This is a genomic window from Pseudomonas sp. TTU2014-080ASC, from assembly GCF_001446935.1.
Taxonomy (GTDB): domain Bacteria; phylum Pseudomonadota; class Gammaproteobacteria; order Pseudomonadales; family Pseudomonadaceae; genus Aquipseudomonas.
Genome location: NZ_LKKK01000001.1, coordinates 855,095 through 871,039, shown reverse-complemented (window position 1 = coordinate 871,039; position 15,945 = coordinate 855,095). Strand labels below are relative to the sequence as shown.

Annotated in this window: 12 protein-coding genes; 10 read left to right on the top strand and 2 right to left on the bottom strand. The window is 56.3% G+C overall.

Going from position 1 to position 15,945, the window contains the following annotated elements; all coding sequences use genetic code 11:
* Positions 1-6: 6 nt before the first annotated feature.
* From AO726_RS04030 to AO726_RS04005, 6 genes are read left to right on the top strand one after another with little or no spacing between them, the layout of a single operon-like run.
* A complete protein-coding gene (locus tag AO726_RS04030) occupies positions 7-372 on the top strand; it encodes a PAAR-like domain-containing protein (RefSeq protein WP_058066748.1) in 366 nt (121 codons plus the stop codon).
* Between the two features lie 13 nt (positions 373-385).
* The gene (locus tag AO726_RS04025; RefSeq protein ID WP_058066747.1) at positions 386-892 is read left to right on the top strand and encodes a type VI secretion lipoprotein TssJ; all 507 of its coding nucleotides are present in this window, start codon (positions 386-388) and stop codon (positions 890-892) included.
* Between the two features lies 1 nt (position 893).
* Complete coding sequence (gene tssK / locus AO726_RS04020; protein WP_058066746.1) at positions 894-2,252, top strand: type VI secretion system baseplate subunit TssK; 1,359 nt, start codon at positions 894-896, stop codon at positions 2,250-2,252.
* Positions 2,249-3,754, top strand: coding sequence for a type IVB secretion system protein IcmH/DotU (icmH, locus tag AO726_RS04015; protein ID WP_058066745.1), 1,506 nt, complete (start codon positions 2,249-2,251; stop codon positions 3,752-3,754). Before tssK ends, icmH begins: the two co-directional genes overlap by 4 nt.
* Positions 3,755-3,810: 56 nt before the next feature.
* The gene (gene tssM, locus AO726_RS04010; RefSeq protein ID WP_241492045.1) at positions 3,811-7,263 is read left to right on the top strand and encodes a type VI secretion system membrane subunit TssM; all 3,453 of its coding nucleotides are present in this window, start codon (positions 3,811-3,813) and stop codon (positions 7,261-7,263) included.
* 24 nt (positions 7,264-7,287) lie between these two features.
* Complete coding sequence (locus AO726_RS04005; RefSeq protein ID WP_058066743.1) at positions 7,288-7,641, top strand: DUF6277 family protein; 354 nt, start codon at positions 7,288-7,290, stop codon at positions 7,639-7,641.
* 193 nt (positions 7,642-7,834) lie between these two features.
* Here the strand turns inward: AO726_RS04005 and AO726_RS21105 are convergent, their stop codons facing one another.
* Positions 7,835-8,260, bottom strand: a complete 426-nt coding sequence (locus AO726_RS21105) for a hypothetical protein (RefSeq protein ID WP_152987224.1) — start codon at positions 8,258-8,260, stop codon at positions 7,835-7,837.
* Positions 8,261-8,394: 134 nt separating this feature from the next.
* Positions 8,395-10,758 (bottom strand): DNA polymerase II, encoded by a 2,364-nt coding sequence (locus AO726_RS04000; protein ID WP_058066742.1) that lies wholly within the window; start codon positions 10,756-10,758, stop codon positions 8,395-8,397.
* A 159-nt stretch (positions 10,759-10,917) separates the two neighbouring features.
* Here AO726_RS04000 and AO726_RS03995 point away from each other — a divergent pair, with 159 nt between their 5' ends.
* The 4 genes from AO726_RS03995 to AO726_RS03980 all read left to right on the top strand — a co-directional run bounded on the left by AO726_RS03995 (position 10,918) and on the right by AO726_RS03980 (position 15,925).
* Positions 10,918-12,918 (top strand): peptidase U32 family protein, encoded by a 2,001-nt coding sequence (locus tag AO726_RS03995; RefSeq protein ID WP_058066741.1) that lies wholly within the window; start codon positions 10,918-10,920, stop codon positions 12,916-12,918.
* A gap of 188 nt (positions 12,919-13,106) precedes the next feature.
* Positions 13,107-14,129, top strand: coding sequence for a LacI family DNA-binding transcriptional regulator (locus AO726_RS03990; protein WP_058066740.1), 1,023 nt, complete (start codon positions 13,107-13,109; stop codon positions 14,127-14,129).
* 73 nt (positions 14,130-14,202) lie between these two features.
* A complete protein-coding gene (locus tag AO726_RS03985) occupies positions 14,203-14,973 on the top strand; it encodes a sugar phosphate isomerase/epimerase family protein (protein WP_058066739.1) in 771 nt (256 codons plus the stop codon).
* Positions 14,966-15,925, top strand: a complete 960-nt coding sequence (locus AO726_RS03980; protein WP_058066738.1) for a sugar kinase — start codon at positions 14,966-14,968, stop codon at positions 15,923-15,925. The genes AO726_RS03985 and AO726_RS03980 overlap by 8 nt, the downstream gene beginning before the upstream one ends.
* Positions 15,926-15,945: the final 20 nt, after the last annotated feature.

Here is a 15,945-nt window from a genome sequence, read left to right as displayed (position 1 = left end):
TCAGAAATGACAGCAGCCAATAATAATTCGGGTGGGGTGAGCTTTGCCGGTTGTGATCCGATGATCCCAGCACCAGGCCCCAACACCGCGCCAAACAGTACCGGCATACCTAACGTCGCCAACTATTTCTGCTGCGGCAGCAATGAGCAAAACCAGGCCACTATCCGCACCTCCACCAGCGACACCGGCTTCGCCATCGGAGCCGCATCGGGCACCCACTCAGGCCAGATGCAGCCGATGCAAGGCTCGGGAAAGTATTTCATCCAGGGAATGCCGGCTACACGCCTGGGAGATATGAGCATGACCAATAACAACAACATGGTTGTTAACCAGATTGCGCCGAGTCAGACCAAGTATTTCATCAATGCATAGGGGATCTGCCGGCATGTTCAGGACACTCAGGGATTACTCGACACTGGTCGTTTTGGCGGGGGGAATGCTGGGCGGTTGCAGCTGGTTTTCTCATGAACCGTCGGTCGTTATTCGCGACACGCGCAATGTCGATATCGAGATCAGCACCAGCGACAAAGTGAACCCCAATGCCTTCAGTCAGCCGCAACCGGTGAAGGTCTGCGTGATTGAAACCAGCAAGCCTGGCTGGACACCAGGGTCCATCAGCGAGGGTGCCCCCTGCCGGGACGGACCTCTGGAGGACGGGGTGGTAAGCCGTAATCAGAGCATCCTGCAACCGAATCAAACGTGGCGTTATCAGCTCGTTGTTCCTGCCCATCAGACGCGCTGGATTGTGGTGGGCGCCGAGTTCCAGCAGATCAATGGAGCATTGTATTTAGTTGAGCAGAAATCCTCTGCGAAGGCTGATTCTGACATACGAGTATGGATAGAGATGACGGCCCTTTCAGTAGTGGCTAATGATAAAAAAATGGATGAATGACATGTTACCTAATCAGCGGGTCGCTTGGGTTGAAGGCATGTTGATGGAGCCGCAACATTTCCAGCAACAGGAACGTTTTTTCGAACATTTGATTGATACACGGACCAAGAGCCTCAAGCCATTTAACTGGGGATTTCTGGCGTTGGAGGTCGACCGAGGGCTGTTGGAACAGGGCAAATTCGCGCTGAAGCAAGCCAAGGGTATCTTCCCGGACGGCACGCCTTTCAGCATGCCCGAAGACATACCACTGCCGTTGCCGCTGGAGTTGGACGATGGCTGCCAGGGCAAAGTCGTCTGTCTGTCGGTGTTGATGGATATTTCCGGCAACGCGCAAATTGACCTGCTGCATGACGAGCGAAAAGGTAGTCGGTTCCGCGCGATGGATGCCGAGATACCAGACCGTAACCACGGCATCAGTCTTGAGGGAACGCCACGGGTGTGCACCATGCAATTGGGCAGCCTGGTGACCCGGCTGAGCCTGGAGGACGCCGTCAGCAGTGTGGAAAGTTCATTGTCAGTCGGGTTTGTTCGTGAGGTGAGCAGCGACCGGCGCATCCTGCTGGATGATCGTACATTGCCACCGATGCTCGATTTCCGTGCCATTGGCTGGCTGCACAGTGCGACCACCGAACTGCTCGGCCTGATGACCCAGCGTCTGGAGTCAGTGTTCCGTCCAGATGTCCACAGGACTTCCGGCGGGCTTTCAGAGTTGCTGGAGTTGTTATTGCTGCAGACGCTGTCTGAGTACAACCTGCGTCTCAATCAGTTGCTGTCTTGCGCGCAGGTGCACCCGGAAAAGCTGTTTGAAACACTGTTGAGCCTGCTGGGCAGCCTGAGCATCATTCCCGGCGGTGAACGACTGTGGGAGCGCCCAGACTTGGTGTACCTGCATGATGAACCCCACACTAGTTTCTTCCAGCTGTTTACATCGATTCGCCGTGCATTGTCGCTGGTAATCGAAGCTCCAGCAGTGGCACTGACGTTTATCGACCGCGGCGACAGCATTTACCTGTGTCATAACGATAGCCAGTTGCGCCTGGAAAAACTGGTGTTCGCCGTCAGCTGCGGATTGTCGATTGAGCATCTGCGCACTTATTTCCCTGCCCAGGTGAAACTGGGGCCGGTGGAAAAAATCATTCAGTTAATTGATCTGCAATTGCCGGGAGCCCGGCTGATGCCGATGGCATCACCACCCCGTCACATTCCTTATTACCCCAATAGCATCTATTTCGAAGTCGACCATTCCGACCCGATCTACAAGGAGATGATGTCAGGTTCGGCGCTCGCTCTGAGCATCGTCGGTGATTTCCCGGATCTGCATTTTGACGTTTGGGGTTTGAGACAAGGGAGAGTCGGATGAACGAGTTTGAACAAAGAACCCGTGCGGCAATGGCCAACCTGCGTAATAAAGCGTATCCACAGACGCCTTCAATCGGTGGGCAGTTGGGGAGTACGACGGCGGAGGTCGCAGGCATTGCATCGGGGGCCCGGGCACTGGCTGAAAAACTACGGCATGGCAGCTCAGGCCTGACCAGCCGGTCTGAGTCTGAAGCTCCTGCGATCACACGTGGGGCAGGTGAGCTTGAGCCGTTGGGCCATAGTGGTGAGGAGTCGATGACAAGCTCCACCAACCCGTACAGTCGGTCGGCATTGAGCAAGCCCGGTGTGTTGATGGGCAGCTGGGATAACCCACTGATTGCTGCCGCTGTGCCAACTTTGTTGCAGGCCGAACGGGTACGTAGTCAACGCCAGCTAAACTTGGCAGTGGTGCGCTCCCAGTTTGTCCGCGAGCTTCAACAGTTCCGGCAGACCTTGTTGAAGAACCAGGTTTCTCCCGTCGACGTCGATAAACTGGCCTACCTATTGTGCTCCTATCTCGATGAGAGCTGCTTGAGCACGCTCGACGCGGGGGGAATTAATCTCAGCCTGCTGGTGGAGTTCTATCACGATGCCTGGGGCGGGGAAAAATGTTTTGAGCACCTCCAGGACTACATGGCAGCAACGCCCCGCGATAAAGATATCCTGGCTTTCTACGACCTGATCCTGTCGTTAGGTTTTGAGGGCCAGTATCGGGTGATGGAGCGTGGGCAGGTGTTGCTGGCTGATATACGCAATCATCTCGATAATTTGCTGTATAGCCAGAACCCGACACAAACTCTGGCCGATGCGGGTGTCGAGAAGATCGTGCGCAAAGTGCGCTGGATTAGCCCGGCGAAATTGCTGGGTTACGGCGTCATGGTGATGTTGCTGGTGTACGGTACTGCTGCGTGGTACCTGCACGATCAATCCAAGTCGCTGCGCAATGCCATCCTGGCTTGGTCGCCGCCGATGCCGCGCAAGATCAACATAATGGAAACTTTGCCGCAACCGTTGCCGGCAATCCTCAGCGAAGGTTGGTTGGAGGTGCGCTCTGACCCGCGTGGCTGGCTGTTGATTTTTACCTCCGATGGCGCTTTTGCCACGGGGCAAGCCGTGTTGTCGGAAGAGTTTAAAAAGAAACGCAACGTCGAGCGTCTGGGCGAGGCGCTGGCGCCGTGGCCGGGTGATCTTGAAGTGATCGGCCACACCGACAACAAGCCTTATCGCAACTCCCCAAGCAACTCCAACCTGAAACTCTCCGAAGGTCGGGCGAAGACAGTTGCCGACATCATGCGCGAGTCGATGCAGGGCAGTAAATACCAGCGCAGTTTGACCTCAGTGGGCAAGGGCGATACCGAGCCGCTAGACAGCAACGACACGGAGCAAGGACGCCGCCGTAACCGTCGTGTAGACATCCTGTGGAAGATCGGTGAGCGAGAAGCTTCGACTCCCCCGGTTGACCTCAACAGCACCGGCGTCTCCGCCGGCCCTCAGGAAGACTAAAAGCACTCATCGTCTAGGGATAAGACATTTTTATGATTCGTAGAATAACTATCTTAGTGTTCGCCCTGCTTCTTTGTGCTGTGGTGTGGTGGGTAGGGCCGTTGATTGCAATTGGCATCTATCGACCCCTATTCGGGTTTTGGGTGCGGGCGATCATCATCACCCTCATTTTGTGCTGGGCGTTGTGGCCCTTCGTTGCGAGCTTCTTGGCCTGGGTATTTCGTCATGTGCGGGCGCCGAGAGCTATCCGGAAAAAAACAGCCCAGCGCGATCGTGTCACCACGCGATTCCATGATGCGCTGCGAACGTTGCAGTACGTCGGGTTGGCCAAACAACGCACGGGCTGGCAACGCTTCCGTTATCGCTTCACTCGTGAGCACATCAGCGAGAAGCCCTGGTTTTTGGTGGTCGGCCCACCTGGCAGTGGGAAAACCTCGCTGATCGGCGAGAGTGGCGAACGTTTCTTGCTGGCAGAACACTATGGCTTGCAGCAGACGGTTGATGTCGGGCCGACGCAAGACTGCAACTTGTGGCTGGCGGAAAACTCGGTCTACATCGACACATCAGGCGAGTGGATCCAGTTGAACGGTGATGGCGAAGAAGCCGCAAAGGCTCGCGATACGCTGTTCAAGTTGATCAAGCGCCATCGTCGTTACCCTGGCATCGATGGCATTATCCTGTGCCTGGATGCTCGTTGGCTGCTGCGAGCCACGATGACGGAAAGAAAATCCGTAGCCGATGCTTTGCGCGTGCGCCTACTGGAGACCGCCTCCACATTTCGTTCTGATTTGGCGGTGTACTTCACCATCAGCCATATTGACCAGATCACGGGCGGTGAAACCTTCCTGTCGATGCTCGATGACGAGTTGCTGCAAAAGGGCATGGGCTTCAGTCTGAACCGCGCCAAAAATGCCGAGACGCTGTTTACACAGTACGAAAGCCTGTACCGCGAAATGGTGGCTAGGGTGAGTCACCACGTACTTGAACTCTTACACGATGCCCCCGACGCTGAATGTCGTCAGCAATTGTTGTTCTTCACTGAATCGCTGGGTTCGTTGGGTAATCCCCTCTACTCGTTGCTAGAACAGATTTTTCCGCAGACGCCGGTGGGGTATTCCTGCCATCTCCAGCAGGTCTGGTTGGGCAGTGCCATTGCGCTACCGCCGCGAGACGCTATCTACAACGCCCAGGCTGCGGACATGTACGAGGACCGACCCACAGGCCACATTTACCTGCCTGAGTTGACTTATGCCTGGCAGGAACGTGGGGTCTTGCAACACTCCTCGAAAACCCTGCTGTCAGGTAACAAGTTGGCTGCAGGCGGGCGCTATGTCGTGGTGTTCATTCTGCTGGCGGTGTTTTTGAATGTGCTGGCCATGCGTTATTTGTGGGAAAGCGACTACATCTCCTACATCGCCGCACGCTTTGACGAAACCAAACGCATTGTGCGGGAAATACCGGTCACCAATCGCATCAGCGACGATGTGATCTCGGCTTATGAGCAGATGGGGTATATGAACGTCCAACTGTTGGGCGAAGTATCGCCGTTCCTCAACCCCTATATTGAACACAAGCTAATTAACAATGCGGCAAAAAAGACCTATCAGCGCCATTTGCTGCAAATCTTTTGGCCCGCCGTCGAGAATTACATTGCTAGCGAGTTGAAGAACGACGTTTCAGACTCGAACAAGGATGTGTACAGCACACTGAAAGTGTATGTGATGCTCGGCAAGCCTGAACATCGTTCGGACGAGGCATTGGTCAACTGGTTCATGGCTCGCTGGGAGAACCTCATCCCTCAGGGCTACACCGACATGAACAAGGACGTTTTCATCTACCACTTGCGCGAAATGTTTTCCTTGCCCAACGCGCCGGTGATGAAGATGAACGATGACCTGCTGCGCCTGGCCCGGGTGAAAGCGATGAACATCCCAATGCAGGCCAGGGTGGTACGTCGTATTGAAGAGAAACCACTTCCCGCGGCCATCTGGGATATTTCGCTGGCCGATGCGGCCGGGCCAAACGTCTCCCTGATGTTGCGGCGCAAGAGCCAGGCCACCGTTACCGACACCGCAGTCTCGGGGTTCTATACCCGGGCAAGTTACCGAGACGTATTTTTGCCGCAGTTGGATGATGCGAGCAAAGACATGATTGAGGAGGAGTCCTGGGTACTGCGTGAAAGCGAAGAAGGCAGCACGAAGCTCGACTCGCTAGCTTCGGCGCAGAGGTTGGCGGACGAGGCGAGAAAGCTGTACTTGATTGAATATGCTGATAAGTGGGACGTCTTTGTGCGTGATGTTCGCGCCCGTCCGGTCAATGGGTTGGAGGACGCCGCGAGTTTGGCGCGTCAGCTGTCCGATCCGTCATCACCGTTGGCCAATCTGGTGCGATTTGTCGCGCGTGAAACCAGTATGACCGGAACCAATCAAGGCGATGCTGCCAGTTGGTTTGATAGTCAGCGAAACCACATCGAGCAACAGCGACGGGATATTCTCGGCGAAATTTCGGGGGAGCGTTCACGCTTTCGTCTAACGCCGGAGCGTGCTGTCGAGGATCGTTTCGAGTTGATACGCAGACTGGGTTACCAGCTTTTGCAAACCAACAACAATAACGATCCGCTGAATCGCAGCTTCGAAGCGCTCTACAACCAGTTGAGCACGTTATCGATATCCTTGCGCGGGGGGCAGGTCGTTCCGGCGAACGACATGTTGAAACGCTTACAGCTAGATGCAGCGCGCCAGCCAGAGCCCGTGCGTAGCGTCATGACGGATCTGCTGCAAGTTGGCGATACCCAAACCGTGAGGCAAAGTCAGCAGAACCTGAGCAAAGGGGCATCTTCCCTGGCCTCCGGGTTATGCAACAGCAGCATTAGTGGGCGTTATCCATTTGTGCGCAATGCCCGGGCAGAGGTCGGTATTGATGACTTCTCCCGCATGTTTGGCCGGGGCGGGGCCATGCAGCAGTTCTTCGATGACAACCTGGCTTCCTACGTCGACGTGAATGCGCAGAGGTGGAGTGCCAAACCGGGAGCAGAAGGCCTGGTCACCAAGAGCACGCTGAGCGCCTTTGAAAATGCTGCGCTGATCCGCAACACCTTCTTTACGTCGGGCGAAAAACTGTCGTTCTCGATGTTCGTACGGCCGTTATCACTGACACCGACCATCACTGAGGCCATTCTGGATATTGACGGGCAAGTGATTACCTACAGTCATGGTTTTATCCAGCCGACCCGCGTCGAATGGCCAGGCCCCAAGGGGGGCAGCTATGTACGACTGACATTCAAGACGGGGACAGGGCAGGTCCAGGTAGCCAACTTCGACGGGCCATGGGCGCTGTTCCGAATGTTTGACGCCAGCAACCCTGTTGCGATTGACGGTGACAGGCGTGAACTGACGGCATCGATGTCTTCCGTGGTTGGTGTATTGAAACTCGAACTGCGTTCAACCATGAAAGACTTCCCACTGTGGTCACGAGGGCTGAAAGGCTTTTCATGCCCTAAAGCAATATAAACACCATCGACAGAGGTAATACGTATGTTAGATCCAGCAAAACTACTTGAAACCATGCAAGCCAGTTTAAATATGGGGCAGAGTTCCCAAGCCTCTTTGAGTAAGACATTTCTCCAGGGGGTTAACGATATTAAAATGTCTGGCCCGGATACGGCGAGCTCTGTCCTGAAAAGTGTTACGCAATCTGGCGACAGCATGTTGAATAACATGAAAGGCATCTTTGATGGCTTGCAGGCTAATGTGTCGGACCACCAAGCCATGCAAGCAAAAGAAATTCCGAAAGATTTTAACAGTGCCATGAATGACCTCCGAGAGACCATCGCCAAAGGTTTCCCTGGGGAGATGGCTGAGTTTTTCTCGAAGTTGCCTAAGATGTAAGCTCGCTCATTGCGAATGAGTGAGGCACAACAGAAATCTGGCCTAAAATTTGGGGGCGGGCAGGCGATTTCGCTTGAGTCGCCCCTAGTTTTCGTAAAACCTCCAAAGCACATCAAACCAGAGAGGTTATTTGGGGTTCTTGCTATGGGTTACTCTGGCTATGGCGTAGATGTCGGTGCCAATTAGGTGAAGGCTAAACTTCGTACCCAAACTGTTTGAAATATCGTCTGATGAGCGATGTTTTTTTCTTGTTTAGGTTTGGAAGTTTATAATTAATAGCTTGGGTTATTTCACTTGGGATGACTTCCGATCCAAGCTCTAGCAAAGTTATTACAGTTTCAAGTTTTCCTAGTTCTACAGCATCAATTAATGCGTTTTTTGGAATTGGTGAACCCAAGCTTCTTAGTAGTCGTACTTCTTCATGTCTGTTTTCTATAGCGAGCCAATGCAGGACATTCTCCCCAGCTAAGTTTGTCACGTAGAGCAAAGCCGGATTGGCTGTGACGATTGCTCGAACTTTGTGAGGTTCGTTTCGTAATGCGTCTAACAAGACGCCAAATCCGTGGGGATCTTCTTCACAGAGTGAGTCATATGTTGACGGAAGAAATCGCTTTCTCATGAGTTGAGCCGTTTAGGCTTGGCGCTTTGGGGACGTTATATGAAACTAATCTTAGCTGGTTTAATGAAGTTTCAGGTCTCTAACAGTTAAGTAAGAGGGCAGGACGGTAGAAGGTACAGCCTGCGATGTCTTACTCAAAACAACCCCAACTGCCCCCCAACCAACGTCCCGAAATCATCATCCACAAACGGCAATATCGCATCCGCCACCGGCTGTAGTTGCTTGCTGAGGTAATGCTCGTAATCCATCGGCGCGCTGAGGGCTTCAAGCGGTTGCGGGCCGCTGGTGGTGATGACGTAGTTGATCCAGCCGCCGTTCTGGTATTGCAGTGGGCGGCCGTGGGCGGCGTTGTGTTCGTCGGCGAGGCGGGCGGCGCGGACTTGGGGCGGGACGTTGCGTTCATAGTCGCTGAGTTTGCGACGCAGGCGTTTGCGGTAGACCAGCAGGTCGTCAAATTCGCCGGAAAGTGTGCGTTCAACGTAGTCGCGCACGTAGGCCTGATAGGGCTGGCGCAGGAAGATTTTTTCGTACAGCTCGCGCTGAAACTGCTGGGCCAGCGGTGACCAGTCGCTGCGTACGGTTTCCAGGCCTTTGAAGACCATATCGTGACTGCCGTCTGCGCGGGTCACTAAGCCTGCGTAGCGTTTTTTGCTGCCTTCATCCGCACCGCGAATGGTGGGCATCAGGAAGCGTTTGTAATGGCTTTCGTATTGCAGCTCCAGGGCGCTGGTGAGGCCGAACTCTTTAAGCAGATGATCCTTCCACCATTGGTTGACCTTGGCCACTAAGGCGCGGCCGATGCGGGCGGCGTCTTCTTCGTTGTGGGGTCGTTTGAGCCAGACGAAGGTGGAGTCGGTATCGCCGTAGATCACCGTATAACCTTCGGCTTCGATCAGCTCGCGGGTGCGGCCCATGATCTGGTGGCCGCGCAGGGTGATAGAGGAGGCCAGGCGCGTATCAAAGAAGCGGCAACCGCTTGAACCCAGCACGCCGTAGAAGGCGTTCATGATGATTTTCAGGGCTTGTGACAGCGGGGCGTTTTTCTCCCGTTTTGCGGCTTCGCGGCCCTGCCACACGCGCTCGACAATCGACGGCAGCGCATGCTGGGTGCGGGAGAAACGGCCACCACGAAAGCCTTCCACCGAGTGCGCATCATCTGGCTGAAGCAGGCCTTCGATCAGTCCCACCGGGTCGATCAGGAAGGTGCGGATAATCGACGGATACAGGCTTTTGTAATCCAGCACCAACACCGACTCATACAGGCCCGGTTGCGAGTCCATGACAAAGCCGCCTGGGCTGGCGTGAGGTGCTTTATCGCGCAGGTTCGGTGCAACAAAACCCAAGCGGTGCATCAGCGGCATATACAGGTGCTCAAACGCTGCCACCGAGCCGCCCATGCGGTCGGCGGGCAGGCCGGTGACGGTGGCGCGTTCGAGCAGGAAGTTGAGGATGTCGGTTTTGGCGAAAATCTCTGTGACTAGCTCGCAGTCGCGCAGGTTGTAACGGGCCAGCGCCGGTTTGTCTTCGGCGAACATGCGGTTGATTTCGTCCATGCGCTGGTAGGGCGTGGAGATGTCTTTGCCGGTACCGAGCAGGGTTTGCGCGACGTTTTCCAGACTGAACGAAGGGAACGACCACGTCGCCGAACGCAGCGCTTCGATGCCGTCGATAATCAATCGGCCCGCCGCAGCGGCAAAGTAGTGATTGTTGCCGCTGCCGTGCTCGCGCCATTGCATTTCGCTGCCATCGCGGCCCAACAGCAACGGCACGCCGAGTTCGCGGGAGTGTTTATGCAGTACGCGGAAGTCGAACTGGACCACGTTCCAGCCGATGATCGCGTCCGGGTCGTGGGTCTGTACCCACTGATTCAGGCGTTGCAGCAGCTCGGCACGGGTGGCGCAGAACTCCAGATCAAAATCCACCGGCGCATCGTCTTCTTTGGCGCGCCCCAGCATGTACACCTGACGCTGGCCGCAGCCGTGGATGCCGATGGAATACAGCTCGCCGAACTCGCTGGTTTCGATATCCAGTGAGGCCAGTTTGAGGGCTGGGCGGTAATCCTGGATGGGTTTGATCTGGGCGTTGAGCAGCACGCCGCTGGCATCGGCTTGGCCGCCGAACAGCACCGGCGCGTTGATAAAACGCTCCATCAGGTAGCGCTCGGGCGGGCGTACGTCGGCTTCGTAGATATCCACACCGGCGCGGATCAGCTGCTTTTCCAGATCAATCAGCTGATGGTGCTGCTGGCAGTACAGCCCCACGACGGGGCGGTGGCGAAAATCTTTCAGGCCAAGCGGGCGCAGCTCAGCGCCTTTTTCTTTGCTGATCACCGCTAGCGCTTTGTCCTGCTGTTCGGCGGGTATAAACGCAACGGAGGTTTGCTGCGGGATGCGAATGCGCCGCGGGCCGTCGTCAGTGGCCAGCCAGAACTCCACCTGCGTCCCGTCCGGCGTGTCGCGCCAGTGTCGGGTCAGAAGAAAGCCCTGTTTTAAGTCCACCGCAAGAACCTCGAACGAATAAGGCACTGATTCTACGTGTCTCTGGTCTGTATGCCTATACAGTGTGTCGATTGCTGGTATTTCATCCCGGCGGGCACAGACAAATGTGCAATTAAGGGTAAAATGCGCGGTTCGATTTCCCTGACAGATTAGTCCGCCATGTCCTTGCCCAAGCACCACCTCGAATTGTTGAGCCCGGCCCGTGATGCCGCCATTGCCAAGGAGGCCATTCTGCACGGCGCTGATGCCGTGTATATCGGTGGCCCCAGCTTTGGTGCGCGGCATAACGCGAGCAATAGCCTGGCGGATATTGCGGGCCTGGTGGAGTTTGCCCATCTGTTCCATGCGCGGGTGTTTGTCACCATCAACACCATTTTGCATGACGATGAAGTGGAGCCTGCGCGCCAATTGATCTGGCAGCTTTACGAAGCCGGTGTGGATGCTGTGATCGTGCAGGACATGGGCGTGATGGAAATGGACCTGCCGCCTATCGAGATTCACGCCAGTACTCAGTGCGATATACGCACGCTGGAGAAGGCCAAGTTCCTCGATAATGCAGGCTTCTCCCAGCTGGTGCTGGCCCGGGAGTTGAACCTGCAACAGGTGCGTGAGATTTGCGAGAACGTCGATTCCGCCATCGAGTTCTTTATCCACGGTGCGCTGTGTGTGGCGTTCTCTGGCCAGTGCAACATCTCCCATGCGCAGACCGGGCGCAGCGCCAACCGTGGTGACTGCTCGCAAGCCTGCCGCTTGCCGTACACGCTGAAGGACGATCAGGGCCGCGTGGTGGCCTACGACAAGCATTTGCTGTCGATGAAGGACAACAACCAGACCGCTAACCTGATCCATCTGGTGGATGCCGGTGTGCGTTCCTTCAAGATCGAAGGTCGCTACAAAGACATGAGCTACGTGAAGAACATCACCGCTCATTACCGTCAGGAACTGGACGCGATTCTTGAGCAACGCCCGCATCTCGCTCGCGCCTCCAGCGGCCGTACCGAGCACTTCTTTACGCCGGACGCGGAAAAGACGTTCCACCGTGGCAGCACTGACTATTTCGTTACCGATCGCAAGATCGACATCGGCGCCTTCGATTCGCCGACCTTCACCGGCTTGCCAGTGGGGCAGGTGGAAAAGGTCAACAAGCGCGATTTGATCGCCGTGACTGACACGCCGTTGTCCAACGGTGATGGCCTTAACGTGTTGGTTAAGCGCGAAGTGGTGGGCTTCCGCGCCAATATCGCCGAGCTGAAAGAGCAGTTTGAAGAAGACGGCCAGGCGCGTTACCGCTACCGCGTAGAGCCGAATGAAATGCCGGAAGCGATGTTCCGCCTGCGTCCGCTGCATACGCTTAACCGCAACCTCGACCACAACTGGCAGCAGGCGCTCTTGAAGACTTCCGCCGAGCGCCGTGTGGCGGTGAACTGGTTGGCCCGTTGCAGTGCGGATCAGCTGCAACTCACCGTCACCAGTGAAGACGGTGTGAGTGTCGACGTGACACTGGCTGGGCCATTTGCGGCGGCAAAAGATGCTGAACAAGCCCGTGAGCAGTTGATCGATACGCTGGGCAAACTGGGTACCACCATTTACTTCGCAGCCCATGTGCAGGTGGAATCGGAGGCGGTGCCGTTTATCCCCGGATCACAGCTGAAATCCCTGCGCCGTGAGGCAATTGAGGCGCTGACTCAGGCCCGCCTGGCGGCGCACCCGCGCGGTTTCCGTAAGCCTGTCAGCGTGCCGCCGCCGGTGTACCCGGAGTCGCACCTGACCTTCCTTGCCAACGTTTACAACGAGAAAGCCCGCGCCTTCTATCACCGTTACGGTGTGCAGTTGATTGACGCCGCATACGAGGCCCACGAAGAGGCGGGCGAAGTGCCGGTGATGATCACCAAGCATTGCCTGCGTTTCTCCTTCAACCTGTGCCCGAAACAGGCTAAAGGTGTGACCGGCGTGCGTACCAAGGTCGCACCGATGCAGTTGATCCATCAGGACGAAGTGCTGACCCTGAAATTCGATTGCAAGCCGTGCGAGATGCACATCATCGGCAAGATGAAGGGCCACATTCTCAACCAACCGCAGCCGGGTAGCCTGCAAAGCACAGGTGGTGCAGTGGGTTACATCACTCCGGATGATCTGCTTAAGACCATTAAGCGCAAGTAATTCCATTGCACGATCAGGCCGCTGTCAGCACTGCGCTGCCAGCGGCTTTTTTGTTCCGCGAAGGCCTCATTAACCAGAGTTTGTAGGGGCATCCGACAAAGGGAGACTTGACGATTGGGTGACGACGCGTTTTCATTGAAACCGTTTTCATAAACACCCAGCCAAGCTCAAACAAAAAAGGAATTGGGGTGAATAAGGATCTTTTACCTGCTCGCGCCCGCGTCACGATCAGTGAAGTGGCCAAAGCCGCCGGAGTCTCCAAGGCTACGGTATCGCGCTTTATGGGCGAAGACCGGCAACTGCTGGCTGAGGCTACCGCTCAGCGCATTGAGGCCGTTGTTGAGCGTCTGGGTTACCGCCCCAACCGTATGGCCAGCGCTCTGAAACGCGGGCGTACCGGTCTGATCGGCTTGCTTCTGGCGGACATACGCAATCCCTATTCCGTTGCCGTGATGCATGGCGTCGAAACCGCCTGCCGCCAGCAAGGCTACAGCCTGGTGGTGTGCAACACCGCCTGTGACGATGACCTTGAGAAGGCTCAGCTGCAGGCCTTGCAGTCTTACAATATCGACGGGCTGATCGTGCATACCCTCGGCCATCAGGCGCGGGAGCTGGCGAGTTTGGCCCGTGAGTTGCCGATGGTGCTGGTGGATCGGCAAGTGGCTGAGTTACAGGTGGATATGGTCGGTTTGGATAACCGCCAGACCATTGAGCAGGCTCTGGATCACCTGCAACAAAACGGCTACAGCGACATTCTGGCAGTGACTGAACCGCTGGACGGCACCAGCTCCCGGCATGAGCGTGTTGAAGCGTTTATGACTTCACTTGTGCGCCGTGCCGGTTTACGTGGGCTGGTGCTTGAAACCGGCAATGAGCTGGATCAGCAGGTCAGTGAATTCCTCGCCGACAGCGGCCATGGTGCGAAAGCACTGCTGACCTTCAACGGCATCGCCACTTTACAGGTGATGCACGTACTGCATGCCCGCCCCGGTACTTTGTTCGATGAGGCCGGCCTGTTAGCGATCGACGAACTGGATTGGTACCCGCTGGTGGGCAGCGGCATCAGCGCCCTGGCGCAGCCGACTGAGCAGATTGGTGCCGTAGCTTTTAACTGTCTGCTTGATCGTTTGCAGGGCAGTGTGGCTGCTCCCCGCAGGCTGGACTTGCCTGCCCAACTGATTCCCCGAGGTTCTAGCCGACTACGGGTCTGACTAATACCTGCTTTTGCGGGGTTTGTTTATCCGGAATTGAAACCGGTTTCATAGTGCTAACAAGGACGTCTACATGCAGTTAAATCCTGTCTCCATCAGCCTCTCAAGCTTCGGTGCAGATGCGGTCCGTGAGCGCGGTCAGGTGGTTTACATCCCGCTGTTGGCGGTTGCCGGAGCAAGCCGTGTGGAGTGGCGCGAAGAGTTGTTTGAGCGTGAGCCCAACCCGACAATGCTGGCCGGTGTTGCTGAAGCCTACGGTTTGCAGCAGTTGTATTCGTGCCCGTTGGAGCTTTGGCGTGAGGATGGAGAGCTGGAACCAGAGGTCATCGAGCGCATGCAGATGGCTGCGAGCATGGGAGCGGTGGCCCTGAAGGTGTCCTTGGGGCATTGGCAGCCGAAGTGTGATCTGAAGTTGCTGAAGCCGCTGCTGGAACAAGGGCCAGAGCTGTATGTGGAGAACGATCAGACTCCCCATGGCGGTAATTTGGAGCGCCTGCTGGCGTTCTTTCAGGCCGCTCAGCAGCAGGGCGTTGCACCGGGCATGACCTTTGATATCGGTAACTGGCAGTGGCAGGGGGAGTCGGCCGAGCAGGCCGCGCTGAGCCTTGGACGCTGGGTACGATACGTGCACTGCAAGGCTGTTAAACGCCGTGAAGACGGGCGTTTGGTAGCGGTGCCTCCGCAAGAGAGCGATCTGCAGCAATGGCGAGAGTTGATCCGTCACTTTCCAGCCAGGGTCCCGCTGGCAATCGAATATCCCCTGGCAGGCAAAAATCTGCCTGCCCTGACGCGGCAGCGGGTTGTACAGCTGGCAGAACTGAACAGGCAGGTGAGCCATGTTTAAGCATGATGTGCTGTGCTTTGGGGAAACCATGGCTATGTTTGTGGCCGAACAATCCGGTTCGCTGGCGTCGGTTGATCGCTTCGTAAAACGCATTGCCGGTGCAGACAGCAATGTCGCAATCGGCTTGAGCCGCTTGGGGCTCAAGGTCAACTGGCTGAGCCGTGTAGGTAATGATTCGCTGGGCCAGTTTGTGCTCGACAGTCTGCGCAATGAAGGGCTGGACTGCAGCAGGCTTGAGGTGGACAGAGAGCACCCGACCGGCTGGCAGCTCAAACAGCGCTGTGATGATGGCAGCGATCCGCATGTGGAATATTTCCGCCGTGGCTCAGCGGCCAGCCGTATGTCGCCTGCGCTGATCAGCCCGGAATTGCTGCAGGTGCGTCATCTGCATGCCACAGGTATTCCGCCAGCGCTGTCGGCCAGCTGTCGTGATCTATCCCACCAACTGATGGATGCGATGCGTGCAGCTGGGCGCACTATTTCATTTGATCCTAACCTGCGGCCGTCGCTGTGGCCGGATGAGGCCACGATGGTTGAGGCGATCAACGCACTTGCTTTCAAGGCGGACTGGCTACTGCCGGGTCTGGAGGAAGGGCGTTTGCTGACTGGCTATGAGTCGCCTGAAGAGATTGCTGCGTTCTATCTGGAGCGTGGCGTTAAGAAAGTAGCCATCAAGCTCGGACCGGAGGGTGCCTACTGGCAGGATGCACTGGGTCGACACGGCGTCGTACCGGGCCATCCGGTGGTGCAGGTGGTGGATACCGTAGGGGCTGGTGATGCCTTTGCCGTTGGCGTGATCAGTGCGCTGCTGCAGGGGTTGCCGCTTGAGTATGCCGTGGACCGTGGCAACTGGTGCGGTAGCCGTGCCGTGCAGAGCCGCGGGGATATGGAAGGGCTGCCGCTGCAGGCGCAGCTGAATGATTACGAAATGCTGTTGCAACGCTCGATGTAAACCGCCGGCTCAGCCGGTCC

Coding starts and splice junctions, on each gene's coding strand:
- AO726_RS04030 (WP_058066748.1), top strand. CDS start 7: ATGACAGCAGCCAATAATAATTCGGGTGGGGTGAGCTTTGCCGGTTGT.
- AO726_RS04025 (WP_058066747.1), top strand. CDS start 386: ATGTTCAGGACACTCAGGGATTACTCGACACTGGTCGTTTTGGCGGGG.
- tssK (WP_058066746.1), top strand. CDS start 894: ATGTTACCTAATCAGCGGGTCGCTTGGGTTGAAGGCATGTTGATGGAG.
- icmH (WP_058066745.1), top strand. CDS start 2,249: ATGAACGAGTTTGAACAAAGAACCCGTGCGGCAATGGCCAACCTGCGT.
- AO726_RS04005 (WP_058066743.1), top strand. CDS start 7,288: ATGTTAGATCCAGCAAAACTACTTGAAACCATGCAAGCCAGTTTAAAT.
- AO726_RS21105 (WP_152987224.1), bottom strand. CDS start 8,260: ATGAGAAAGCGATTTCTTCCGTCAACATATGACTCACTCTGTGAAGAA.
- AO726_RS03995 (WP_058066741.1), top strand. CDS start 10,918: ATGTCCTTGCCCAAGCACCACCTCGAATTGTTGAGCCCGGCCCGTGAT.
- AO726_RS03985 (WP_058066739.1), top strand. CDS start 14,203: ATGCAGTTAAATCCTGTCTCCATCAGCCTCTCAAGCTTCGGTGCAGAT.
- AO726_RS03980 (WP_058066738.1), top strand. CDS start 14,966: ATGTTTAAGCATGATGTGCTGTGCTTTGGGGAAACCATGGCTATGTTT.